The 22,853-nt window shown below is 59.0% G+C and carries 24 protein-coding genes and 1 pseudogene; 18 read left to right on the top strand and 7 right to left on the bottom strand.

Features of this window, described 5'->3' with window-relative positions; translation table 11 throughout:
• Window positions 1-203 (top strand): ATP-binding protein (locus BMZ42_RS16355; RefSeq protein ID WP_175556757.1); only part of this gene is annotated, 203 nt, incomplete at its 5' end.
• A gap of 68 nt (window positions 204-271) precedes the next feature.
• On the opposite strand, the gene BMZ42_RS16350 is transcribed toward BMZ42_RS16355, so the two are convergent.
• Both BMZ42_RS16350 and BMZ42_RS16345 read right to left on the bottom strand, forming a co-directional pair.
• Window positions 272-748 (bottom strand): hypothetical protein, encoded by a 477-nt coding sequence (locus BMZ42_RS16350; RefSeq protein ID WP_091524642.1) that lies wholly within the window; start codon window positions 746-748, stop codon window positions 272-274.
• Between the two features lie 916 nt (window positions 749-1,664).
• Complete coding sequence (locus tag BMZ42_RS16345; protein WP_091524639.1) at window positions 1,665-3,305, bottom strand: FAD/NAD(P)-binding protein; 1,641 nt, start codon at window positions 3,303-3,305, stop codon at window positions 1,665-1,667.
• 482 nt (window positions 3,306-3,787) lie between these two features.
• Between BMZ42_RS16345 and BMZ42_RS16340 the strand changes: the two genes are divergently transcribed.
• Window positions 3,788-3,994, top strand: a complete 207-nt coding sequence (locus BMZ42_RS16340; RefSeq protein ID WP_420492482.1) for a hypothetical protein — start codon at window positions 3,788-3,790, stop codon at window positions 3,992-3,994.
• On the opposite strand, the gene BMZ42_RS16335 is transcribed toward BMZ42_RS16340, so the two are convergent.
• Together BMZ42_RS16335 and BMZ42_RS16330 are read right to left on the bottom strand one after the other, a co-directional pair.
• Window positions 3,991-4,698 (bottom strand): Crp/Fnr family transcriptional regulator, encoded by a 708-nt coding sequence (locus BMZ42_RS16335; RefSeq protein ID WP_091524646.1) that lies wholly within the window; start codon window positions 4,696-4,698, stop codon window positions 3,991-3,993. The two genes, BMZ42_RS16340 and BMZ42_RS16335, sit on opposite strands and share 4 nt — an antisense overlap.
• A 133-nt stretch (window positions 4,699-4,831) precedes the next feature.
• A complete protein-coding gene (locus BMZ42_RS16330) occupies window positions 4,832-6,070 on the bottom strand; it encodes an NnrS family protein (protein WP_091524636.1) in 1,239 nt (412 codons plus the stop codon).
• Between the two features lie 207 nt (window positions 6,071-6,277).
• Between BMZ42_RS16330 and BMZ42_RS16325 the strand changes: the two genes are divergently transcribed.
• The 8 genes from BMZ42_RS16325 to BMZ42_RS18520 all read left to right on the top strand — a co-directional run bounded on the left by BMZ42_RS16325 (window position 6,278) and on the right by BMZ42_RS18520 (window position 12,660).
• Entirely contained in the window at window positions 6,278-6,724 is a 447-nt protein-coding gene (locus tag BMZ42_RS16325; RefSeq protein WP_091524643.1) for a pseudoazurin, read from the top strand.
• 1 nt (window position 6,725) lies between these two features.
• Window positions 6,726-7,895, top strand: a complete 1,170-nt coding sequence (gene nirK, locus BMZ42_RS16320) for a copper-containing nitrite reductase (RefSeq protein WP_091524634.1) — start codon at window positions 6,726-6,728, stop codon at window positions 7,893-7,895.
• 205 nt (window positions 7,896-8,100) lie between these two features.
• Window positions 8,101-8,298, top strand: coding sequence for a periplasmic nitrate reductase, NapE protein (napE, locus tag BMZ42_RS16315; protein ID WP_091524631.1), 198 nt, complete (start codon window positions 8,101-8,103; stop codon window positions 8,296-8,298).
• A gap of 4 nt (window positions 8,299-8,302) precedes the next feature.
• Window positions 8,303-8,593, top strand: a complete 291-nt coding sequence (locus BMZ42_RS16310) for a chaperone NapD (protein ID WP_091524629.1) — start codon at window positions 8,303-8,305, stop codon at window positions 8,591-8,593.
• Window positions 8,590-11,091, top strand: a complete 2,502-nt coding sequence (gene napA / locus BMZ42_RS16305) for a periplasmic nitrate reductase subunit alpha (RefSeq protein WP_091524627.1) — start codon at window positions 8,590-8,592, stop codon at window positions 11,089-11,091. The genes BMZ42_RS16310 and napA overlap by 4 nt, the downstream gene beginning before the upstream one ends.
• Window positions 11,064-11,561 carry a nitrate reductase cytochrome c-type subunit gene (locus BMZ42_RS16300; protein ID WP_091524624.1) on the top strand — a complete coding sequence of 166 codons (498 nt, stop codon included), beginning with the start codon at window positions 11,064-11,066 and terminating at the stop codon, window positions 11,559-11,561. The genes napA and BMZ42_RS16300 overlap by 28 nt, the downstream gene beginning before the upstream one ends.
• Window positions 11,562-12,293 (top strand): cytochrome c3 family protein, encoded by a 732-nt coding sequence (locus tag BMZ42_RS16295; RefSeq protein ID WP_091524621.1) that lies wholly within the window; start codon window positions 11,562-11,564, stop codon window positions 12,291-12,293. It begins immediately after the preceding gene.
• Between the two features lie 247 nt (window positions 12,294-12,540).
• Window positions 12,541-12,660: an ImmA/IrrE family metallo-endopeptidase gene (locus BMZ42_RS18520; protein WP_091524618.1), complete on the top strand. Its 120-nt coding sequence runs from the start codon at window positions 12,541-12,543 to the stop codon at window positions 12,658-12,660.
• Between the two features lie 732 nt (window positions 12,661-13,392).
• Here the strand turns inward: BMZ42_RS18520 and can are convergent.
• Complete coding sequence (can, locus tag BMZ42_RS16285; RefSeq protein ID WP_091524617.1) at window positions 13,393-14,007, bottom strand: carbonate dehydratase; 615 nt, start codon at window positions 14,005-14,007, stop codon at window positions 13,393-13,395.
• 582 nt (window positions 14,008-14,589) lie between these two features.
• Between can and ccoN the strand changes: the two genes are divergently transcribed.
• From ccoN to ccoS, 7 genes are all read left to right on the top strand, one after another.
• Window positions 14,590-16,227, top strand: coding sequence for a cytochrome-c oxidase, cbb3-type subunit I (gene ccoN / locus BMZ42_RS16280; RefSeq protein ID WP_091524614.1), 1,638 nt, complete (start codon window positions 14,590-14,592; stop codon window positions 16,225-16,227).
• 3 nt (window positions 16,228-16,230) lie between these two features.
• On the top strand, window positions 16,231-16,983 hold the full coding sequence (ccoO, locus tag BMZ42_RS16275) for a cytochrome-c oxidase, cbb3-type subunit II (RefSeq protein ID WP_091524612.1): 753 nt from the start codon (window positions 16,231-16,233) through the stop codon (window positions 16,981-16,983).
• 9 nt (window positions 16,984-16,992) lie between these two features.
• Complete coding sequence (locus BMZ42_RS16270) at window positions 16,993-17,166, top strand: cbb3-type cytochrome c oxidase subunit 3 (RefSeq protein WP_091524609.1); 174 nt, start codon at window positions 16,993-16,995, stop codon at window positions 17,164-17,166.
• Window positions 17,154-18,035: a cytochrome-c oxidase, cbb3-type subunit III gene (ccoP, locus tag BMZ42_RS16265; RefSeq protein WP_091524606.1), complete on the top strand. Its 882-nt coding sequence runs from the start codon at window positions 17,154-17,156 to the stop codon at window positions 18,033-18,035. The genes BMZ42_RS16270 and ccoP overlap by 13 nt, the downstream gene beginning before the upstream one ends.
• A gap of 204 nt (window positions 18,036-18,239) precedes the next feature.
• Entirely contained in the window at window positions 18,240-19,064 is an 825-nt protein-coding gene (locus BMZ42_RS16255; RefSeq protein WP_091524601.1) for a DUF2189 domain-containing protein, read from the top strand.
• A complete protein-coding gene (locus BMZ42_RS16250) occupies window positions 19,061-21,307 on the top strand; it encodes a heavy metal translocating P-type ATPase (protein ID WP_091524599.1) in 2,247 nt (748 codons plus the stop codon). The genes BMZ42_RS16255 and BMZ42_RS16250 overlap by 4 nt, the downstream gene beginning before the upstream one ends.
• On the top strand, window positions 21,304-21,531 hold the full coding sequence (gene ccoS, locus BMZ42_RS16245; protein ID WP_091524597.1) for a cbb3-type cytochrome oxidase assembly protein CcoS: 228 nt from the start codon (window positions 21,304-21,306) through the stop codon (window positions 21,529-21,531). Before BMZ42_RS16250 ends, ccoS begins: the two co-directional genes overlap by 4 nt.
• Before the next feature lie 101 nt (window positions 21,532-21,632).
• Here ccoS and BMZ42_RS16240 read toward each other — a convergent pair whose 3' ends face one another.
• Complete coding sequence (locus BMZ42_RS16240) at window positions 21,633-22,118, bottom strand: GMC family oxidoreductase N-terminal domain-containing protein (RefSeq protein ID WP_244523303.1); 486 nt, start codon at window positions 22,116-22,118, stop codon at window positions 21,633-21,635.
• 149 nt (window positions 22,119-22,267) lie between these two features.
• Between BMZ42_RS16240 and BMZ42_RS18300 the strand changes: the two are divergent.
• A pseudogene (locus BMZ42_RS18300) lies at window positions 22,268-22,393 on the top strand (IS110 family transposase); the annotation flags it as partial.
• A 187-nt stretch (window positions 22,394-22,580) separates the two neighbouring features.
• Here BMZ42_RS18300 and BMZ42_RS16235 read toward each other — a convergent pair.
• Window positions 22,581-22,853, bottom strand: a 273-nt coding sequence (locus tag BMZ42_RS16235; RefSeq protein ID WP_139207973.1) for an integrase core domain-containing protein, incomplete at its 5' end; no start/stop codon positions are given.

The following is a 22,853-nucleotide window of genomic DNA, read 5'->3' as shown; positions in this document are numbered from 1 at the left end:
GGCAACTGCTCTTCCACCTCGTCTCGAAGCTTTACGAGCGCACCAGCGTCATCATCACCACCAATCTCGCTTTCGCAGAATGGCCGAGCGTCTTCGGCGACGCCAAGATGACGACCGCACTGCTGGACAGGCTCACGCACCACTGCGAAATCGTCGAGACCGGAAACGAATCCTGGCGCTTCAAAAGCCGCTCTCAAAGCTAAAGCCGAAAAGCCAATCAGCCGCGCCCGATCAGGCTGTGCAACCCCGACCAGCTTCGCCTGATCGGGCGCTAACCGGCGTGCCCTTCACAAGCTCTAACCGGGGTCCCTTTTACACGAAAAGGCGGGGTCCCGTTTCCACGGTCATTGACACAAAGACGGCGGCACAGCCTTGCAGCCCCCAGATTGGCCGGATTGTGCAGCGGCGCAAGCGGCGTCAAGGCTTCTATCGCCGCGATCACTTCCTCATTCAGAACCGTCGGAACAGAGAATCGTGCGCCACCGTGGACAAACCTGTGCCCGATTGCATCAATTGCGCCGAATCCGGCGCGCTCCAACGCTTCCGGCACGCCCGACATCGCTTCGGCAGGCGTAGCAAATCCCGTCGTCCCACGCTGATCACGATCGCCGTAGCGAAAGCGGTATTCGCAGGCTCCGTTGCGGAAACGTTCGTAGGCCCCCTTGAGGACCTCCCGTGTTTCGGCCCCCACGCTGAAGATGCCAAACTTCAAGCTTGAGCTGCCAGCGTTGAAAACGAGTATGTGCATCTCAGCAATCTGCCTATCTGGTTCATTCGCGTGATCTACTTCCACATTGCAGTAGTGGCGTGATGCAGGGCACACTGCAATGGCTATCAAAAGAACCTAAAGATAACCGCAGACAAGTTGGTCAGGCGCAGCTCGCTGGATTAAAGGTCTGGCATCTGGGCGTTTGTTTACAGCGAGACCTCCCTCCCCGATGCAGAAACACGCACACAAGCGACCTGCTCTTTGTGCCGGCACAAAGAACACCGCGGCTGAAAGCTTAGTGTGCTCCGATGGAGCTGCCGCCTTGGACCCGTCAGGATAGAACCAACCGCCCATGTCGCTGTCACTGGATGAGATCATGCGCCAGTGGAAAACCAGCACAAGGGTTACTGCTCTACGAAATGATTTTTGGGTGCCCATTGCCATCTTCCACACTGTTGCGGACACGTGCGACCCCATCACGTCGGTCGCAAACGCTTTGAGGAAGATCTTTCTACCGCGATCGAGACGACGTCGATGCAGCGGCACGGCCCTGCGCCAGCGACGCCACAGCTAGTCTTTGGACTTCCCGTGCCGGTTCTCCGCAACGAGCACGAGTGCGTGCGGAAACGAGACGGGCAGGATGAGCAAGCCGAGCGCGAACGGAAATCATGCCCTGATCAGGCCACAGGTTTTCACCGGAGCAGGTGAATCGCTGCTCGACGAGCCGCTGTGTCAACAGTACGGTCTCGAGGCGCACACGGATTGGAAATGAAGTCGGAGTGCCCTGCACCACCGCCAGTAGCCGCGAAGCCTGGGATACGGCTTCAAGCAGGTAAATGCTGACTACCTGCTAGGAATGGCCCACCTACGGCGGTAAGGGATAACCTATTCCACTATTCCACAGAGTAGTTGAGGACCAAAGAACTACAGCGTGCGTTTAGAACGAAGCGCGGGCTCAGGTCGGCTCTGCCTTACGCCTTGGTCCGCCGCACGCCGCCATCACCCGCCGACGCCGACGTGTTGCCTGCCGGCGAACCGCATGCCCCATGGCCTTGCCGATCTCGGCGCAGGCTGTGATACCCTGCACAAACGGGCGGTCGTGCATCAGAAATGGGATCGCACCAAGGCTGACAAGGCCTTCCAGTTCCGGCGGATCAATGACGCTGTAATCTTCGCCGACCTCCGTCACTTCGGGGCCGGCATCGAGCAGAATCTTGCGCAGCGTTGGGAATGGAATTTCCTTTGAGCCAAGCGCCTGCTGGCCGCGCGCGTCGATGAACACCTCGAACTCATAGCACTCATCGTTGCTGGTGATGATCGTTTTTTCCGGCCTGACCGTCATGCCATAGTCTTCGCCAAGGCTTGCGACGCTGAGGATCTTCGCGTCGCGCAGCGCCAGCATTCGGCGGATCGATTCCGGCGGAATGGCGGCGTAGTTGTCGACGAACACGCGCTTCAAGCCACGATCAAAGCGTTTGCGGTCGTCTTCACAAAGGTCGGCATAGAGCACCTCGAACGCTTCGTGCATGCGAAGGATCGCGTAGCGCCAGGCGACAGTGATCCTGGCGTCGCGGTTCTCCTCGACTTCCTTCAGATTCTTTCGGGCCCATTTGAACGGGTCGGACTTTAGCCGCCTGTCGAAATAGGCGTCGTGGAAAGTGTCGGCGTCGAGTTTTTGCAGTGCAATTTCTTTAGCCCAGTCGGGATCGTTCGTTTCGATTTCCCTCGCGAAGAGAACGTAGGCGCGGTCGAGCAGGCCATCGGTGCTCTTTGACCGCTCATTTGTAAGCGCCGCCTCGGTGCAGACCGTCAGCGGCTCATAGGGAAGCGGGCAGTAGAAGTCGGCTTCCGGCACGATGCCCGAGCGCGACAGAAGGGAGATCGCGAGCTTCGAGTTCTTGTCCTTCAACTCGTAAGAGAGGTCGCCCTTCCCGTCTTCCTTGAACCGCCCATGCTGGCAGGAAACAGCCATCGCTGCGTCGATCGCGCTCAAGGACGTTCCCATGATTCCGACCGACGTTGCCGGGATGTCCGCATCAATCAAGCCCGACCACGGGCTTGGATAGTAATGATCGGTTTCGTCCTCATCGATCGGGAACATGTGGCCCGTGGCCAAGATCACGCGGTCGAATAGTTGTTCGATCACACCGACCGTCGAGATCAGTTGCACGGCGTTGTTCTGCGGCACTACGTCCTCGATCTCGACGCCTTCGAGAATTTCGACGTGATGACCGCGCTCTTCAGCATGACCAACCAGCGTCACGAACTGCGCGCGGTAATATTCGCCCAGCAGCATGCGCGGCGTAAACGTGCGCACGTTAAATGTCGTCGGTTCAACGCCGTAGCTCTTCAAGATCGCGTCAGGTTGCTCCTTCAGCCAATCATAATAAGACATGGTTAGCGTAGGGATTTCGATGCTGGCTATGTTGGCGAGCATGCGGCGGTCGGTCTTTTCGGCCGTGTAAGGCATACCGATCCCGGCACGGTCGCCCTTTTCAAACACCCAGATCGTCAGGGGCTCTTTCGTCTCGATCAGTTTTTGAAATGTGTAGAGACCCGTGGGACCTGCGCCCACGATGGCTACCGTTAACGTCATGTGTTTGCTCCAGAAGCAATTTGGTTCGCATCAACGGCATGCCAGCAAGTGAGTTCCGGAAATGAACCATACTCGTTGTCTAGAGCGTGATGGCTACTCGACGGTCGAGAACCGTGGGGGTCTGCCAACCTTTCCGTTCGAAGGATGTCAGGTTCGCGAGCATCGTTCCTCTCGTGCGGTTGCGGTGCAAACCATTCGCAGATCGGCTCAGCAGTATGTTGCTAGAAATGCAGCGGGTCCGTGGGTTCGGTTCACGGGACAGCAAGCGGCCCCCGATCATCGTTTCGAACTCGTAAGATTTTGACCAGTCCCTCCGCTACGGCATGAAGTGTTTGTCTGTTAGTGCGCACGATTTTGGACGTGGAGTTTGTGTCGGCACAAAGAGCGGTTCCGCGGAGAGCCTAATGTGCTCCGATGGAGGTGCCGCCTTGGACCCGTCAGGATACAACGAACCGCCCATGTCGCTGTCACTGGATGAAATAATGCGCCGCTGGCCAGCCACCATAAGGGTGTTCCTGCACCACGAAATGCTTTGTGTGGGGTGCCCTATCGCCATCTTCCACACTGTGGCGGACACGTGCGATGCCCATGACATTGATCGCAAACGCTTTGAGGACGATCTTTCGGACGCGATCAGGGACGACGACAATGCAGCGGCACAGCCCTTTGCCGGCAGCGAATACAGCTAGTCTTTGGACTTCCCGTGCCGGCTCTCCGCGACGAGCACGAGCGCGTGCGGATCGGTAATCACCACTTTTTGGCGGCCGCTTCGCACAAGGCCTTCCTCCTCCCACGCCCTCAGGAGCCGGCTCACTGTGTGAAGGGTAGTACCGGTCATCTCGGCAATGTCCTGTCGGGAGATCGGGAAATCAATCTCGATCCCGTCAGCGGTTTTTCGTCCTGACTGGCGGACAATGCGCAGCAATGCGTGCGCCACACGTTGTTCGACCTGCTGGCTCGACAACGCGAGCACCTGCTCTTGCGTGTCGCGAAGCCGTGCGCCGATGGTGCCATAGGCGCTCGCGGAAAACGCAGGTATGCGCGATTGGAATTCATGCCAAACACTGTTTGGCCAGATCAGCGCAACGCAGTCGACGGCTGCCATTGCAGTCGCTGGATAGTTCTCAATCCCCATCGCCATTGCAATGCCGAAAAGTTCGCCTTCGTTGATGTATCTGGCGATGACCTGGTGGCCTTCCGGCGAAGCACGCACGACCCTGATGTGACCAGACAGGAGCAGAAAGAACGACGTCGCCGTCTCGCCCTGCGAGAAGACTGCGGAGTTTTTTGCGAAGCGCGCAGAGCGCGCACGCGACAAGATCATTTCCAGATCTTGGCCATCCGCTCCCGCAAAGGGCGCCAGCCCAGCAATCAAAGACTTGTCGAGGGTCATCGTCTCCACCTGACCCGACAGCTCTGCAATCAGCGGGTCGACGCGACACAACCTGCCTCACGACATGGCGCGGTATCAAGGGATGACACTTCATATGCCGAAAAATTAGCGACAATGCCTTTATGTTGGGGTTTCACGCCGCGCGTGGTCCCCACAGGATGGGCACATATCGCACTGCGAAAACAAGAAAGGCCGCACTCCAAAATGCGCCCCCGCACGCCAGAAGATGCGGATACCATTCACCGGTCAGCGGCGCCGCCACCCGAAAAACAGCCCCTGCATTGACAAGCAGATAAGCCGCGATCGTCCACCCATCAGCAGTAATCGCCCTTCCGGTGTGGCCGAGACTTGCCCGCGTCATGACCGCAAGGGTCATGGTGCCGATGGCGCCGGTCGTAAGCGCGTGAAGTGCTGCACTGACCGGAGTTTCGTCGTACCAGGCCGAACCGCCAAGCATGAAGAGCGCAAGCGCCAGCCAACCATAGCCGATGTGGAGGATGAGCAGGATTGGCTCGCGCACCGTCAAATGGCCACGCCAACGCGCCAGTCGGACTGCGAGAAGTGCCGCTGCAAGACAAAGCAGGAGCCCGGCAGATAGCGAAGCTGGAATGACAACCCACGCCGCCAAGGCCACAATTGTAGTCAGGAGCGCGGCCTTGTCGATCAGACCGAAGCTCGCCGGAAGGCTGGTGACGCGGCGCTTTGCGAGCCAGTTCCGGGTGAAGCTCGGCACGATACGACCACCGATCAAGGCGATCAGAACGGCAATAACTGCAAGCGCCAAGCGGCTGCCTAGGCCGTCCTGCACGATGTCGAGGTTTCCGGCGTGGTCGAGAGCGTTGGCGACACCAAAAAGGGTCAGAAGCACTGCAACTGGCGCGTTCTTCCAGTTGCGGCCTGCCACCACCTCGCGCCAGACAGCCAGAGCAAGGGCCGCCGGGCAGGCAAGATCCACCGCCATCGCTGCGACCGGATGAGCCAGAAAGGCGCATGCAAGGCGGCCCGCCAGCCACAAAAACACCAAGCCAGCGAGAGGCCACCCGCTCAGCGGCAGCCGACCAGTCCAGTTTGGGATGGCGGTCAGGATAAACCCCGCAAGAACCGCAAAGAGATAGCCGAAAAGCATCTCATGGACATGCCAACCAACAGGTGTGAAGGGTCCGGAGACAGCTTCTCCAGTGAAAAAAAGCCATACCCATACCGGGATGACGACACCTGCGTGCAGCGCTGCAAGGAAGAAGAACGGCCGAAAACCGTATTGAAGGATTGGCGGCGCCACTACGAGACGTCCGCGACCGTCGTGGATGTTATCTCCAGCCTTGCGTCTGCCTCGCGGAATGGAGGGGTCGGCGGACAGCTTGATCGACGTCATGGCCATTTTCCTCATGTCTTCTTGTTCCGGAGCATAGTTGACGTAACCGGTTCGTGTTTGCGCTGACGCAAACTCAGAAGAGGAAATGGCCGGAAGCAAGCGCCTACAATGACGATGTGCACGCTCTTTGTTGCAGCACAAAGAAGGGGCAACACGAAACTCCTAAATCCAGCTTCGGAGGATGCAAGGATGATGGAGAGTTTGATGATGACCCGTTTCAGAACCGCATCGGCTGCCGCTGCCATAACGATCGTACCGATTTTCGCGGCGCAAGCTGCTGATCATCAGGTGATCATGCTCAACAAGGACTCGGAAGGGCGCGCCATGCAGTTCGAGCCGGCGTTCCTCAAGGTCGCCGTCGGCGACACGGTCACGTTCATAGCAACCGACAAGACGCACAACTCAGAATCGATCGCAAAGGCCCTTCCGGCCGGCGCGACCGGCTGGAAGGGCAAGATCAACGAGGAGGTGTCAGTCACCTTCGAGATGGAAGGCTTCTACGCCTACAAATGCCTGCCACATGTAGGCATGGGAATGGTCGGCCTGATCCAGGTGGGCGACGCCGGAGCGCCAGACGCGGCAATCGCTGCGAGCGTGCCCGGCAAGGGCAAAATCCGCATGGCGGAACTCATCGCACAAGCACAGGGGCAGTGAAATGGCACAGACGACAGACAAGAGCGGCATCGCAGCGAAGCAAGAAGTGTCGATCAGTCGTCGCAGTATGCTCGTTGGCAGCTTGGGGGCGACCGTTGGCGGCTTGCTGGCAACGGACGCACTCCTTGCCGAGGCGCACGCAGCGCACGCCACCCCTCCGAAGGTTGATGTCGGCCATGGCAGCCATCCGGGCAGCCTGAGCAACCGCATCTACTCGGTAAACCCTGCGCATCCGGGTGGAGCGGACATCGCTGAAAATCCGACGAATATCCCGCCAGCGATCACAAGGCGCGAGCCTGCCACAGTCAGGGTCGACCTTGAGACGAAGGAGATTGAAGCCAATCTGGATGGCAAGGCAAGGTTCCGGTTCTGGACCTTCAACGGTACCGTTCCCGGACCCTTCATCCGCGTTCGCGTCGGCGACACCGTTGAAGTGCACCTGAAGAACCCGCAAGACAGTTGGATGATGCACAATGTGGATTTCCATGCCGCGACCGGTCCCGGCGGTGGTGCAACGGCGACGACTGCTGCTCCAGGTGAGGAGCGCTCGTTCACCTTCAAGGCGCTCAACCCAGGCATTTACGTCTACCACTGCGCCGTTCCCCCCGTCGCGCTGCATATCGCGAACGGCATGTACGGCCTCATCCTGGTTGAGCCTGAGGAAGGGCTGCCGCCCGTGGATCGCGAATTCTATGTGATGCAGGGGGAAATCTACACAGAAGAGCCCTTTGGCAGCAGCGGACTTTTGACTGAGAGCTACGACAAGCTGCTCAACGAACGGCCGGAATACTTCGTTTTCAACGGGCATGTCGGTGCGCTGACGGAACATTATCCGCTGAGAGCAAAGGTCGGGGAGACCGTGCGCATCTACATGGGCGTGGGCGGGCCCAACTACAGTTCGGCGTTCCACGTGATCGGCGAAATCTTCGATCGAGCCTATCAGATGGGCTCGGTCACCAGCGAGCCGATCACCAACGTTCAGAGCATCTTGGTGCCGCCAGGATCGGCCAACATCGTGGAGTTCAAATGCGAGGTGCCGGGACGTTTCGTGCTGGTGGACCACGCGCTGTCGCGCGCCGAGCGCGGCCTCGCAGGCTACCTGATCGTCGAAGGGCCTGAGAACCCCGAGGTTTTCAACGCGCCCCCGAACGAGCACGACAGTGGCCATTGAGGAGAGGATGATCGCCCCGTGACCGCGTTTGCTCTCCCGCTAGTTGCGGATGGTGAGGGAGCGTCTGTTTTTCTACAGGCAACGAGAGGAGCGCCGTCGAAGTTTCCGTCGTCCAGATTGGGCTTGCTCTTCTGCTTCCATTGCATCTACTGTACTTGGAAGCTTCCCCAGAGGAACTTCGTCCAAGGCACATGATGAGGAGATCATGACCCAGGACCCCGCAAGAGCAGCTGCATCGGTGGAAATTGCGCCTGCGCAAACGCGGCGCAGGGAGCTTCTTGCCTTTCTCGTTTTAGCATTCGGCATATGGCCGGTGGTCGCCGTCGGTGTGGTCGGCGGCTACGGCTTTCTCGTGTGGATGTATCAAATTGTTTTCGGTCCACCAGGACCTCCGGGAGGCTGACGTCATGTCTCTGCTCACGCGCAGGCATATCCTGACGGCCCGCGCCGATCAGCACTTCATCTCAAGCGCGGTCGTTCTCGCGCTGCCGGAAAGATGCAAGGTCGTCGCTGCGAGACTCGCCGACATGACCGGCGTCGAGGTTCATGCGCATGAGGAAAGCCGCATAGTCATCACCATTGAGGGGCCAACCAGCGGCGTCCTTGGCGAAATCCTGACGACGATCTCGCTGATGGATGGCGTTCTTGCAGCCAACATGGTGTTCGAGCATGCAGAGCCGGAGGAAGCCAGATCATGACCGCCTCCATCAACCGACGCGATGTGTTGAAAGCGCACGCCGCAGCGCTGGCGGCGGCATCCGCGGGCATCGCCCTGCCGGCTTCGGCGCAACCCGTACCCGGTGGCGTGGATGCACTCGAGATCAAATGGTCGAAAGCGCCTTGCCGCTTCTGTGGCACCGGCTGCGGGGTGATGGTCGGGGTCAAGGACGGTCAGGTGGTCGCCACCCATGGCGACATGCAGGCCGAGGTCAACCGCGGCCTCAATTGCGTGAAGGGCTATTTCCTCTCCAAGATCATGTATGGAGAGGATCGCCTGACGACGCCGCTGATGCGAAAATCCGGCGGCGTCTATGACAAGGATGGCGAGTTCGAGCCCGTGTCCTGGGACGAAGCCTTCGACGTGATGGCCGAGAAGTGCAAGGCGACATTGCGCGACAAGGGGCCCGAAGCCGTGGGCATGTTCGGGTCAGGCCAGTGGACGATTTATGAAGGCTACGCCGCCACCAAGCTGATGCGCGCCGGCTTTCGGACGAACAATCTCGACCCCAATGCGCGCCACTGCATGGCCTCGGCCGCGGTAGCCTTCATGCGCACATTCGGCATGGACGAGCCGATGGGCTGCTACGACGATTTCGAGCACGCCGACGCCTTCGTCCTGTGGGGCTCCAACATGGCGGAGATGCATCCGATCCTGTGGACACGCCTGGCGGACCGCAGGCTTGGGCAACCGCATGTGCGCTGTGCCGTCCTGTCGACCTTCACCCACCGCTCGATGGACCTTGCCGACATCCCCATCGTGTTCAAGCCGGGCACGGATCTCGCAATCCTCAACTTCATCACCAACCACATCATCCAGACCGGGCGGGTCAACGAGGCGTTCGTGCGTGACCATGCCGTGTTCATGCGTGGCGCGACCGATATCGGATACGGGCTGAGACCCGACAACCCCGTCGAAATGGCTGCAACCGGTGCGGCGGATCCCGGCAAGATGGAGCCGGTCGACTTCGAGGCGTTCCGGAGCATGGTTTCCGAATACACGCTGGACAGGGTGGCCGAACTCTCAGGGGTGGAAGCCGGCTTCCTGGAGCAGCTGGCAGAACTCTACGCCGACCCCGACATCAAGGTGATGTCGCTGTGGACCATGGGCTTCAACCAGCACGTGCGCGGCGTGTGGGCCAACCAGATGGTCTACAACATCCATCTCCTGACCGGGAAAATCTCGGAACCGGGAAACAGCCCCTTCTCGCTCACCGGCCAGCCTTCGGCATGCGGCACGGCCCGCGAGGTCGGCACATTTGCCCATCGTCTGCCCGCAGACATGGTGGTGACCAATCCGGAGCATCGCCAGCACACCGAGGAGATCTGGCGGCTGCCGCAGGGGCTACTGCCTGACAAGATCGGTTTTCATGCCGTGCAGCAGGATCGGATGCTCAAGGACGGCAAGCTGAATTTCTACTGGGTACAGGTCAACAATAACGTTCAGGCCGCGCCTAACACATCCAACGAGACCTATCCAGGCTATCGCAATCCGGAGAACTTCGTCGTGGTCTCGGATGCCTATCCGACGGTGACTGCCTTGTCGGCCGACATCATCCTGCCTGCGGCGATGTGGGTGGAAAAGGAAGGCGCTTATGGCAATGCGGAGCGGCGCACCCATGTCTGGCGGCAGCTGGTCAACGCGCCAGCCGAGGCACGGTCCGATCTGTGGCAGCTGACCGAGTTTTCCAAGCGTTTCACGACCGATGAGGTCTGGCCCGCCGACATCCTGACGGCGAACCCAGAATACAAGGGCAAGACCCTCTTCGACGTGCTGTTCAAAAACGGTAAGGTCGATCGCTTCCCGCTCTCCGAGCTCGACCCGGAATACGAAAACCGCGAGTCGCGAGAGTATGGGTTTTACCTGCAGAAGGGTCTATTCGAGGAATACGCGGAATTCGGGCGCGGCCACGGCCATGACCTTGCACCCTTCGACAGATACCACGAGGTGCGCGGGTTGCGCTGGCCGGTGGTCGACGGGGAGGAAACCAAGTGGCGCTATCGAGAAGGCTACGACCCCTACGTGAAGCCGGGCGAAGGTGTCCGCTTCTATGGCAGACCTGACGGCAAAGCCGTCATCCTCGCGGTCCCATACGAGCCGCCAGCGGAATCGCCCGACGAGGAATATGATATCTGGCTGGTCACCGGCCGCGTACTGGAACATTGGCATTCCGGCTCGATGACCATGCGGGTGCCCGAGTTGTACAAGGCGTTCCCAGGCGCTGTCTGCTTCATGAACGCTGATGATGCGCGCCGCCGCGGCATCAACCAGGGCGCGGAAGTGCGCGTGGTTTCAAGACGCGGCGAGCTTCGCCTGCGTGTGGAAACCAGGGGCCGCAACCGGATGCCGCGCGGAGTCGTCTTCGTGCCGTGGTTCGACGCCAGCAAGCTCATCAACAAAGTCACCCTCGACGCGACAGATCCCATCTCGAAACAGACGGATTTCAAGAAATGCGCGGTCAAGATCGTCCTCGCGTAAGGCACCGCTGGCGGCTTGCTGCCGCTCTCGGCGTCGTCGCCCTGCTTGGAACTGCTGCCATGGCGCAAATGTCGGCACAACTCGTGCCGTCGCTGACCGGAGCCAAGCAGCCGATGGAAAACCTGCAGGCCAATCCCGTACCGCGCTGGGTTGTCGATGACATCCGCAAGATGCGCGCTTATCCAGAACAGCCACCAGTCATCCCCCACTCGATTGAAGGGTATCAGCTCTCGGTCAACACCAACCGGTGCCTGGCGTGCCATAAGAGAGAATTCACGCAAGGTTCGGGTGCGCCGATGATCAGCGTGACGCACTACATGACCCGCGAAGGCCAGATGTTGGCCGATGTTTCGCCACGCCGCTATTTCTGCACCGCATGCCACGTCCCGCAAGCCGATACGCCCGCCCTTATCGGCAACAGTTTTGTCGACATGAGCGAGCTCGGCGTCGGCCACGCCGGGGACCAATAAATGTGGACGCGTATAAAGGCGGTCACAGCATGGGTGTGGAAGATCGTTTCGACGCCAGCAGCGACGCTCAGCCTCGGTTTCCTTACGCTGGGTGGATTTGTCGGCGGAGTGCTCTTCTGGGGCGCGTTCAACACCGCCCTTGAAGTGACGAATACCGAACCCTTCTGCATCTCCTGCCACGAGATGGAAGCCAACGTATACGAGGAACTGAGCCGCACCGTGCACTTCTCCAACAGGTCCGGCGTGCGCGCATCATGCCCCGACTGTCACGTGCCGCACGACTGGACCGACAAGATCGCGCGCAAGATGCAAGCTTCAAAAGAAGTCTGGGGCAAGATCTTCGGCACCATCAACACACGCCAGAAATTTCTCGACAAGCGTCTGGAACTGGCGCAGCACGAGTGGGCTCGCCTTAAAGCAAATGACAGCCTCGAGTGCCGCAACTGCCATACCTCCGTCGCGATGGACCTTTCTCGCCAAGCACCGCGCGCTGCCGAGATTCACACGCGCTATCTGCTGTCCGGCGAGGCGACCTGCATCGATTGCCACAAGGGAATCGCGCACGAGCTGCCGAGTATGGATGGTATCGATCCGGGATGGAAAGTGCCGCCGGAGTTGCAGGGCGACCCGCTTCCACAAGCATCGGTGATCGACCGACTGGAGCGTTTCAACAGGGTGCATGCAATGTTGGATGAGCCCATGATTTTCACGCCCACTCTGGCTCAGAAGTGACTGGCCGTTCCGGTTGGAGGAATAGGCGCCGCCCTTATCCTGAGGGTGCAAGCGTCTGCTCACAAAAAGTCCCCGCCAACGATCAACGCGAGGCAATTTTCTAACCGAGCATCGGGCCCGTACGCTCAGTTCTTGCCGCCTTTCTTCCCTATTTTCGAGGCGCGTTGCCGGTCTGGCAAGTTTCCTTTGCCAAGACGCTGCGGCTCCTGGTTTGCGCCACCTTAACCTCGACTTAGAAACACCCGGCATGATTGGGCGCATTGCGGACGGCAGGTTTTGCATCGTCGTCAACGCGAACCAGACCCCGGCCCGACAGCGTTTCACAATCGTCCACGAGCTTGGCCATTACATGCTTCATCGTCATTGATTGGAGAGCTTTGAGGATTGCCGTGCCTAAAGGAACGAAAATGACGGCATTTATGGAAACACCAAAGGTGGCTCAATGCAGGAAACCTAAGCGAATAAGCTCGCTGGAAGCGTTCTGATGTCCGATGAACTGTTAGCTGAAGGACAAAGGAAGAGAATCGCTGCGATAGCGCGACACTACGCGCAAAGGCGCGCGGCGTCTCCCAGCAGGCTTGCTGCGTTAGGTCGAAAATCTCCTACGAAGCACCTTTGTCTGATCGAGGCCGGCTTCGCTCCGGCGGCGTTTTCTTTGCCTACCTGAAGAAACTGTAGTATTTTGCTTTTGGGAGCATTTCTTCCCAGAAGAAGCCTCGCCATCCAAGCCCCACCCCCTCGAGCGGCGGGGTTTCTTTTTGACTACAAGCCTACACGAACGCCATCACCACAATGCCGTCAATCACAACGAGGATCAGGCCAGCAATAAGCATTGGCATAAGGCTGTTGGCTTTCTCGTCGCGCGCACTGTCCGGGATCGAGATGGATCACACGATGCGCAAAGGACAGGCGAGGTACGCCTACAATCCGGCACCATCAATCGCCGAGCAGCTCGAAATACTCACTGCCTGAATACTGTATATGATCAATTTGTTCGTCCAAATGGCGAGTTTGCGACAAAGCCCCCTGATGCGCGCGCCCGTTTTCATAAGCACTTTTTTTCTTGTTTTTCAGGCTAAGAGGAGGCGGTGGCAGCTTTTTACTTAAGCTCGTCAAAGGACTGAAGATCCGGGACGCTGCAATGCAGGTCGGAGATCAGACCGTCACGCAGTCCGTAAACCCAGCCATGAACCCGCACGCGGCGGCCATTTTTCCAGGCCGCCTGCAAGATCGGCGTACCGGCGAGGCGCTCGACCTGTGCGCGAACGTTCAGTTCGCAAAGCAAGTCAAGTTTCGAGGTTTGGTCCGGCACCTGCGCCAAGCAGTCCTTGTTGCGGTCGGCGACGTCGCGGATCGGTTGTAGCCAATGATCCACAATGCCGTGGCGATGGTCTTCCTGCGAGGCATGGATCCCGCCGCAGCCATAATGACCGCATACGATCACATGCGAAACCTCAAGAACATCGACGGCATATTCCAGGACGGACAGGAGGTTGAGGTCGCTCGGATGAACCATGTTCGCGACATTGCGGTGAACGAAAACTTCACCTGGCTCAAGTCCCGTAATGGTGTTGGCGGGGACTCTGCTGTCGGAACACCCGATCCATAGATATTGCGGCTTTTGCAAGCGGGACAGACGCTCGAAATATTGCGGGTTCGCGCGCTTGCGCTCCTCGGACCAATTGCGATTGTTTTCCAACAGATCGTTGAGCATTGCAGCGCCTTTTTCAATTGTTCTGGTCGCGTGTGCAAATTCCAAGCATACGCGAACACAGGTTTGATACACCTCCAAGTCGCTGTAGACACCCGATAGCTGGGCCGGATTTTTTCCAGTCGGCGAGGAACACTTCGAGACTCTTGTCCATCAAAGGTGCCCTATAGCTCCCGCAGCAGGGCCAACAGAACCGTGGCAACATCGGTGTAGACCAGCGCCGCAGTTTAACGTCTTGTCGAGGTGATGCTGCACACGCCGAAGGTCCAAGCGACTGATGTCCATCATGATCTATCGAGCGCTGGCATCAACAACGTTCAGGAGCTACAGAAAGCGCATGAGGCAATTTTTGGGCCAAGATCAAGGTTCAGCATCGCATTCTGACGAATTCCATTGATAACGTCATCGCACACATTAACAGACCAACGCACCTTGTCGCAACGGAAGGTTTGGTCCAAACTCCATGAGTTCGAAAACATCAAGCTGTTCATGAGGCTTCGTGGGTCTTCTACAAAGCAAAATGACATCAGTTAGCCTCTGGCCGACCTGAGAATGGCTTGCTCAGTAACTGGACGAGATGAACCAATGCTCGCGAACCTGACATCCTCCGAACGGCAAAACGCTTTTGCGATAGCGGTCCTGGTGACCCTTGCTGGAGTTCTGATGGCTGCGGTGGGACGAACAGACACGCTGGGCATTCAGGGTGTCATCGTGATCCTCTTCGCGGGCACCATAAGCTGGTATATCATGTCGTCTTTCTACGCTCCGGAGCCCAGCGAAGACCGTAGTGCCTCTTACTATGACGATCCCATCAAAATTGGGATTTTGCTCTCAATGGGTTGGGCCGTATTCGGCATGTTTATGGGGGTCTGGGTGGCGGCCCAATTAGCCTGGCCCAACTTGGCCTTCGACTCAGGATGGTCCACCTTCGGGCGATTGCGCCCTACGCACACAACGGGCGTCATCTTCGGCTTTGGTGGCAACGCGCTAATCGCCACATCCTTCCATGTCGTTCAGCGTACATCGCGAGCGCGGCTTGCCGGGCAAGTAAGCCCTTGGTTTGTGCTACTGGGCTACAACCTGTTCTGCGTTCTGGCCGTCACGGGCTATCTGCTCGGCATTACGCAGTCGAAGGAATATGCCGAGGCAGAGTGGTATGCTGACCTGTGGCTGGTACTCGTTTGGGTCACCTATTTCGTTCTTTATATCGCGACGATCGCAAGACGCAAGGAACCGCACATCTACGTCGCGAACTGGTACTTCATGGCGTTTATTCTGGTCGTGGCTATCCTGCACATCGTCAACAACCTCGCGATCCCGGTGTCATGGGGAAGCGCCAAGAGCTACACGATATGGCCCGGTGTCCAGGATGCAATGGTGCAATGGTGGTACGGGCACAATGCCGTCGCGTTTTTCCTGACGGCAGGCTTCTTAGGCATGCTTTATTACTACCTCCCCGTCCGGGCGCAGCGGCCGATTTTCTCCTACCGCCTGTCGATCCTGAGCTTTTGGGGCATCACGTTCTTCTACATGTGGGCGGGTTCACACCATCTGCATTACACCGCGCTTCCCCACTGGGTTCAGACGCTCGGCATGACGTTCTCGGTGATGCTGCTGGTGCCATCCTGGGCGTCCGCAGGCAACGCACTCCTGACACTGAACGGTGCATGGCATCGCGTGCGCGATGATGCGACGTTGCGTTTCATGATGGCCGCTGCCGTCTTTTACGGCCTGTCGACCTTTGAAGGTTCCTTCATGGCGATCCGGCCCGTCAACTCTCTGAGCCATTACACTGATTGGACCGTCGGGCACGTCCACGCGGGTGCGCTGGGTTGGGTGGCATTGATCACATTTGGTTCGCTCTACACGCTGGTGCCTTCGCTCTGGAAAAAGGAGCGGATGTACTCGGCCGCCCTGATCGAATGGCACTTCTGGCTCGCGATAGCCGGCACGGTGATCTACGTCTTTGCGATGTGGAACTCAGGCATCATCCAGGGGTTGATGTGGCGTACATACACCGAAGAAGGTGTCCTCGCTTATTCGTTCCTGGATTCTCTGGTTGCGATGTACCCATACTATATCGCCCGAGCTTTCGGCGGCCTGTTGTTTCTGATCGGGGCAGTCCTTGCCTGCTACAATATCTGGATGACGGTACGCACCGTTCCAGACATCGCGCGTGCGGCGGACGTCCCGGTCGTTCCATCTGTAGTGCCTGGAGAATGATGCATGGGTGACACGTTCCATCGAAAGTTAGAGCGGTCTTCCATCTTGCTGACGCTCGGTATCATCGCGGCAGCCAGCGTTGGCGGCATCGTTGAAATCGCTCCGCTCTTTACCATCGACGAGACGGTGGAGCACGCGCCCGACATGCGCGTATATACACCTCTGGAACTTGCCGGCCGCAACATCTACGTGCGCGAAGGCTGCTATGCCTGCCACAGTCAGATGATCCGGACGCTGCGCGATGAGGTCGAGCGCTATGGACCCTATTCGTTGGCGGTGGAGTCGCAGTACGACCGCCCGATGCTGTGGGGCTCCAAACGAACCGGACCCGACCTCGCACGTATCGGCGGAAAGTATTCTGACTTCTGGCACGTGGCGCATCTGACCAATCCACGCGACGTGGTGCCTGAATCCAACATGCCTGCCTATGCCTTCCTCAATCGGTCTAGACTGCGGATGGATGACCTGTCGGCGCACCTTGCCGCACAACGTACGCTGGGGGTGCCCTATACCGACGAGATGATCGAGAACGCGGCGCGCGATGCGTACGGCCAGGCCACCCCGGATACTGACTTTGCTGCCGGTGTCACAGAGCGCTACGGCGAGGCGACGCAGGTAAGCGCCTTCGATGGCGTAACGACCCACGTTACGGAGATGGATGCCTTGGTGGCCTATCTGCAAGTCCTGGGGCGTCTGACGGATGCAGCATACCGCAATACTGCAGCATCCGAACTCCCTCCAGACCCGGAGGATTGAGGAGCGAATATGGATTTCAGCTATGAGACGCTCGTCGCCATCTCCAAGAGCTGGGGCCTGTTCTACATGATGGGCTTCTTCCTATGCGTGTGCGTTTACGCATTCTGGCCAAGGAACCGAAAGCGGTTCGACCATGCCAAGCGCAGCATCATCGGTCAGGACGACAAGCCATGGCAGAAGTAGAGCGAGATCCCGTCACCGGTCGAGAAATGACAGGCCATGAATGGAATGGAATCAAGGAACTCGATACACCGGTTCCGCGCGGCGTCTTAATATTCCTGATCGTCACGCATGTGTGGGCAATCGCTTGGTGGTTCTTTGCACCCACCTGGCCATTGGGAACAACCTACACAAAGGGCCTGCTTGAGTTCGACCAACGAACCACGGTTGAGGCGCGGGTGATTGAGGGACAACACGAGCGTGCCTGGTGGACCACGCGACTGGCAACCGAACCCTATGATGCAATTATGGCTGATGAAGCCCTGATGCAGACAGTCCGTGATGCCGGACGCCAGCTCTTCGGCGACAATTGCGCGGCTTGCCACGGCCGGGATGGCCGAGGACGAGCCAACTATCCCGATCTCACAGACGAGGATTGGCTCTGGGGAGGTAATCCTGAACTGATCGAGGAGACTATGCGGGTGGGAATCAACACTGCTCATCCCGAAAGCAGGATAGGTCAAATGCCAGCGTTCGGCCGCGACGCAGTGCTTGAACGCGATCAGGTCCACAACGTTGCAGCCTATGTCTACTCGTTGACAAATCCAGATTATTCCACGCCACAGAACATCGAAAGGATCGAGGCTGGAAAGGAAGTGTTCGCGTCGACCTGCGCAGCCTGCCACGGCGAAAACGCTGAAGGTAGCCGAGACGTTGGCGCGCCTAATCTGACGGATTCGTACTGGGTATACGGCGGCAGCCTCGACACCATCATCTCTTCAGTGCACGGGGGACGACAAGGCCATATGCCGACATGGGACGAGCGCCTGACGACAGCTGAAATTCGCACGCTTGCCGTTTACGTGCACGACCTGGGGACGCGGCAGCCATGAACTCCCGTGCATATTCGAGGTCTCCCGCTGGATGGCTTCCGTGGCTCGTGGTTCCGGGCCTCCTTCTGATCTTCGCAGGTGCCAACGCACATCTGATCTATGTCGCATTTCAGTCGGAACCAGACTGCGTGGTGCATCTGAAGAGCGCGGGCGAAGGCACTGCCTACCGCGCCGCAAAATCGGCTTGCTGAAGGAGATGTGGGCATGAGTGACAGCGACAGGTCCTACTGGCTTCTCAGCGAGACATCCGGCATCGGGGAGACCCATGACCCTCGGCTGCATCGCAATCTCCCGCTGTTTGTGGGGTTGCGCTGGCTCGCCGCCGGCTGGCGCGATTTCTGGATCCGACCGGCTTCCAGCATCGCCTATGGCATCGGCGTGTTTGTGCTCTCGGTCGCATTCGTGTGGACGCTCGTGCGGTTCGGGCGCGACTATATTCTTTTCCCTTCGCTATCCGGTTTCCTGATCGTGGCCCCCTTCCTTGCCATAGGGCTCTACGAAAAGAGCCGGGCTATTGAAGAAGGGAGGAAGATCAGCCTGGGAGAAATGTTGCGTGTCCGGCCGAACGCGGGAGCGCAGGTTTTTTTTACCGGCCTTCTGCTGAGCTTGCTCATGCTTTTGTGGAACAGAGCTGCAGTGTTAATCTGGGCGCTGTTTTTCGGCGTCACCGCCTTTCCTGGTCTCGATCACGTCATCGAGATCCTGCTTGGTACTCCCTATGGCTGGGCAATGCTGGTGGTGGGGAGTGCGGTTGGTGGTCTGTTCGCCTCTTTCGCGTTCGCGATCAGCGTGTTCGCTGTGCCAATGCTGCTGGACCGACGCGTTGATGCCCTGACGGCGATGGGCAGCAGTATGAAGCTGGTCTGGAACAACCTGTCTCCCTTGATCGTCTGGGGGGCGATCGTGATTGTCCTGTTTGCAATCTGCGTCGCCACAGGCCTGCTTGGCATGATCATCATCTTCCCACTGCTTGGGCATGCGACATGGCACGCTTACAGAGCGGTCGCGGAGCCTGAGGTGGCGGGATGAGTTGCTGCGCGCCCGGAGTTGAAGCTGGCCTCACGCTTGGTCCGGGCGGCGGAACTCCTTCCGCTGAAGAAATAGAGCTTGCAAGCCGAGATCTCGGCGACGGTTTGCTGCAGACAGACCTATCGGTTCCACAGGCGCACTGCGGTGCCTGCATCTCAACGATAGAGGGAAGCCTGACGCATCTTCCAGGTATAGTCGCCGCGCGCCTCAACCTCACCACACGCCGGGTATCTGTGAAATGGCGCGCGGGATCTGCGGTGCCCCCCATCGTGGAGACGCTGAAGAACGCAGGCTACGAGGCCTTTCTCGCGGATGATGGCGCTGAGGAAACCGACCCGCAGGCTGCGCGGCTGCTTCGCGCGACTGCTGTCGCCGGGTTCTCGGCAATGAACATCATGCTGTTGTCGGTTTCTGTGTGGTCAGGGGCCGACGACGAGACCCGGAACGCCTTCCACTTGATATCGGCAGCACTGGCGTTACCGACGGTCGCTTATTCCGGGCGAATCTTTTTCGAGTCAGCCTGGAAAGCCGTGCGCAAGGGCGGAACCAACATGGATCTGCCAATCTCCATCGGCATTCTCATGGCGCTGGGCTTGAGTCTCTACGACACCTTCGCTGGCAACGGTCACGCCTATTTTGATGCGGTCACTTCCCTGCTGTTCTTTCTGCTGGCGGGTCGGACGCTGGACCACGCGATGCGCAACAAGGCACGCAACGCGGTAACGGGTCTTGCCCGGATGATGCCGCGCGGCGCGACCATCGTGGCGATGGACGGCAGTCGCGAATATCGTCGGCTAGGCGACATCGAAATTGGCGACGTGATGCTGGTTGCACCTGGTGACCGCGTTCCCGTCGATGGGGTCATCGTCTCGGGGGGCGGCAGCCTCGATCTTTCTGTAGTGACGGGGGAATCCGCGCCACAGATTGCATCTGTGGGTACATGCGTCATGTCGGGAACGCTCAATCTTGACGGAGCCATTTCGTTGAGGGTTTCGAAACGGGCGCAAGATTCGTTCCTCGCCGATATGATCCGGCTGATGGAAGCGGCAGAGCACGGTCGTGGCCAGTATCGCCGCATCGCTGATCGCGCCGCATCCCTCTACTCGCCGGTCATCCACTCACTCGCGCTCGCCACGGGCATAGCGTGGCTCACAGTTTCTGGCGATTGGCATATGGCAGTCACCATCGCTATCTCGGTGTTGATCATCACCTGCCCTTGCGCACTTGGCCTTGCTGTTCCGATGGTTCACGTGATGGCCGCGCGGCGGCTGTTTGATGCCGGAATTACTCTTAAAGACGGCAGCGCGCTGGAGCGGCTTGCGGAAGTTGACGTGGTGGTGTTCGACAAGACGGGAACGCTCACGTCAGGAGCAACACGGGTGACCGGCCACGACGTATCTGACCGAGATCTCGCTAACGCCGCCGCGCTCGCAGCCTTGTCGCGCCATCCTTCTGCACGAGCCGTGGCCGCTCTCGCTCCGTCTTCGTCGAGTGTGGTTGAGGACTTTCGCGAGGAGCCGGGCGAAGGTGTTGAAGGTCGTGTAGGCAGTGATTTTTACAGGCTGGGACGCATGGGTTGGACGTGCGCAGGATCGCAGGGTCAAAGCGATGCGTCCGTTTGGCTTTCGCGCAACGGGCAACCCGCTGGATCAATCGTGGTCTCGGACGACTTGCGCCTCGGCGCGCGAGAGGCTGTTCGAGATATCGCCAAGCTCGGTCTGCCGGTTGAAATACTGTCAGGAGATCGAAGCACCGAGGTGATCCGCATTGCCGACGCGCTCGAAATTTCGCAGAGACAGCATGGCGCCCTGCCGGACGGTAAGGTCGGCCGGCTCGCAGAGCTGGCCTCTGCCGGTCGCCGCACCCTGATGGTCGGAGACGGGTTAAACGACACGCCGGCACTGGCGGCTGCGCATGTTTCCATTGCACCGTCATCTGCGGCAGATGTCGGGCGCATGGCGGCCGATCTGGTCTTCCTGCGTCCAAGTCTGACTGCGGTGCCGCAGGCAATCTCTGTAGCGCGTCAGGCTGGGCGGCTTGTAAAACAGAACCTTGCGCTGGCGATCACCTATAATGTCCTCGTGATACCTGTAGCGGTCGCCGGATACGTGACTCCTTTGATGGCGGCCGTCGCGATGTCCTCATCCTCTATAATCGTGGTGGCAAACGCGCTGCGGCTGCCGCGAGCGGGTTCAAAATTCACTTCCCGCCAAGCGCTTTTTCACATGGCGGAGGCAACATGAGCCATCTCGCCTGGCTGGTTCCGGTGGCGCTTGGTATGGGCTTGGTAGGCTTGGCTGCATTCCTGTGGTCGATGCGCGCCCGACAATATGAGGACCTGGATGGTGCTGCCGAGCGAGTCCTCCTGCAGGGCGAAGACATCCCGCTACCGGACAAGCAGCGCGGGCGAGACCGGCCACAAGGCCGTGCTCCCACAATTGATAAACCACAGCGGAGGTATTCGTGAAAATCTCTTCGGACAGGCCGTACGACTGGATCGCCGCTTTAGCCCTGGCATCCGGCGCCGCTGTTATCATCCCCAGCGTCGTCGCGGTTGCAGCCGCGGTGCTATTCATCGCCATGCGGGTCTTTAGCGGGGGCTGACCCCCTCCGGCTGATTTCAACCGGCACCGTAAAATTAACCGACGGCAGATTGAACCTGTCCCGGTTTCGCTCCGGAGAGCCGAGTGTTTGCGGCGTGGGTTGTAGAAGCCGTTGATGCCGGAAGCGAAGCTGCTCGACATTTTGTGGGCCCTGCCCGCCACGCCATTGATTTGGTCCGAAATCCGACGTCTCCATCCGGCGGAATATCGGCAACATGTCGTTCCAGCTCCAGCCGCTGTTGCCCATCCCGGCCCAGCGATCAAAGTCTGCGGCGCGTGCACGAACGTAGATCATCCCGTTAATCGCCGACGACCCGCCAGGGACGCGGCCACGCGGCCATGCCTCGACGAGCCCATCGCGGGTCGGATCCGGCTCGGTCTGGTACTTCCAATCGTAGCGCTCGTTACCAATGGTGTAGAGCAGTGCCGCAGGGACACTGGTGATGTTCAACTTCTCGCTCTTGCCGCTCGCCTGCGCATGGACTAGGTGCTGAAATAGGTTTGGGCCCCTCATCTCGCCATGAAGATGGCTGTCCCTCAGAGTGATGATCTTGAACCGAGGTCCGATCGTCGGCCCGCGACATCAAGTGTGGATCAGCCATGAATTGTAATGCAGGGATTGGTGTGTCGCTGGAACAGACCAGCGTTTGCGTAGTGGATTCGTCGGATAAGATCGTTCGGGAGACGAAGGTGGCGAGCGAGCCAGAGGCGCTCTCAGTCTGGCTCATATGACGGTGTTCTGGGGCATGATCACTGAGCGCCTTCGCTAGCGAATGCCTCGCTGTCCTCCGCTGGACGCCAACTGATCTGGCGGAGGACCCACCGTTTAAACGTATAGCTGTCCGTCGTCAGATCATTTGGCGCAGTTTGGGTCTTGGATTAGCGGAGTATCGGCCTCGTCTTTGGGTTGATGTTATGCGGCGAGCTTGCGGTGCTGCAAGCGCCGATGCTGGATGGTTTGTCGTTTGATCCTTTCGCGCTGTTTTATGATGGCTGCGGCCCTGCCGAAGTAGGCGTCTGCCGGGGTCACGTTGTCGAGGCTCTCATGATAGCGCCTGTGATTGTAGTGTTCGACGAAGGCGCCGATCTGGGCCTCCAGGTCGCCGGGCAGGAAGTAGTTCTCCAGCAGGATGCGGTTCTTCATGGTTTGGTGCCAGCGCTCGATCTTGCCCTGGGTCTGGGGATG

Origin of the sequence: Aquamicrobium aerolatum DSM 21857 (genome assembly GCF_900113935.1) — a bacterium.
GTDB lineage: Bacteria > Pseudomonadota > Alphaproteobacteria > Rhizobiales > Rhizobiaceae > Aerobium > Aerobium aerolatum.
This window is presented reverse-complemented; position numbering and strand designations above follow the sequence as displayed.

Excerpts from the sequence above, each read along its gene's own strand:
- BMZ42_RS16350 (WP_091524642.1), bottom strand. The coding sequence starts at position 748 with ATGCACATACTCGTTTTCAACGCTGGCAGCTCAAGCTTGAAGTTTGGC.
- BMZ42_RS16345 (WP_091524639.1), bottom strand. The coding sequence starts at position 3,305 with ATGACGTTAACGGTAGCCATCGTGGGCGCAGGTCCCACGGGTCTCTAC.
- BMZ42_RS16340 (WP_420492482.1), top strand. The coding sequence starts at position 3,788 with ATGCGCCGCTGGCCAGCCACCATAAGGGTGTTCCTGCACCACGAAATG.
- BMZ42_RS16335 (WP_091524646.1), bottom strand. The coding sequence starts at position 4,698 with ATGACCCTCGACAAGTCTTTGATTGCTGGGCTGGCGCCCTTTGCGGGA.
- BMZ42_RS16330 (WP_091524636.1), bottom strand. The coding sequence starts at position 6,070 with ATGACGTCGATCAAGCTGTCCGCCGACCCCTCCATTCCGCGAGGCAGA.
- BMZ42_RS16325 (WP_091524643.1), top strand. The coding sequence starts at position 6,278 with ATGACCCGTTTCAGAACCGCATCGGCTGCCGCTGCCATAACGATCGTA.
- nirK (WP_091524634.1), top strand. The coding sequence starts at position 6,726 with ATGGCACAGACGACAGACAAGAGCGGCATCGCAGCGAAGCAAGAAGTG.
- napE (WP_091524631.1), top strand. The coding sequence starts at position 8,101 with ATGACCCAGGACCCCGCAAGAGCAGCTGCATCGGTGGAAATTGCGCCT.
- BMZ42_RS16310 (WP_091524629.1), top strand. The coding sequence starts at position 8,303 with ATGTCTCTGCTCACGCGCAGGCATATCCTGACGGCCCGCGCCGATCAG.
- napA (WP_091524627.1), top strand. The coding sequence starts at position 8,590 with ATGACCGCCTCCATCAACCGACGCGATGTGTTGAAAGCGCACGCCGCA.
- BMZ42_RS16300 (WP_091524624.1), top strand. The coding sequence starts at position 11,064 with ATGCGCGGTCAAGATCGTCCTCGCGTAAGGCACCGCTGGCGGCTTGCT.
- BMZ42_RS16295 (WP_091524621.1), top strand. The coding sequence starts at position 11,562 with ATGTGGACGCGTATAAAGGCGGTCACAGCATGGGTGTGGAAGATCGTT.
- BMZ42_RS18520 (WP_091524618.1), top strand. The coding sequence starts at position 12,541 with ATGATTGGGCGCATTGCGGACGGCAGGTTTTGCATCGTCGTCAACGCG.
- can (WP_091524617.1), bottom strand. The coding sequence starts at position 14,007 with ATGCTCAACGATCTGTTGGAAAACAATCGCAATTGGTCCGAGGAGCGC.
- ccoN (WP_091524614.1), top strand. The coding sequence starts at position 14,590 with ATGCTCGCGAACCTGACATCCTCCGAACGGCAAAACGCTTTTGCGATA.
- ccoO (WP_091524612.1), top strand. The coding sequence starts at position 16,231 with ATGGGTGACACGTTCCATCGAAAGTTAGAGCGGTCTTCCATCTTGCTG.
- BMZ42_RS16270 (WP_091524609.1), top strand. The coding sequence starts at position 16,993 with ATGGATTTCAGCTATGAGACGCTCGTCGCCATCTCCAAGAGCTGGGGC.
- ccoP (WP_091524606.1), top strand. The coding sequence starts at position 17,154 with ATGGCAGAAGTAGAGCGAGATCCCGTCACCGGTCGAGAAATGACAGGC.
- BMZ42_RS16255 (WP_091524601.1), top strand. The coding sequence starts at position 18,240 with ATGAGTGACAGCGACAGGTCCTACTGGCTTCTCAGCGAGACATCCGGC.
- BMZ42_RS16250 (WP_091524599.1), top strand. The coding sequence starts at position 19,061 with ATGAGTTGCTGCGCGCCCGGAGTTGAAGCTGGCCTCACGCTTGGTCCG.
- ccoS (WP_091524597.1), top strand. The coding sequence starts at position 21,304 with ATGAGCCATCTCGCCTGGCTGGTTCCGGTGGCGCTTGGTATGGGCTTG.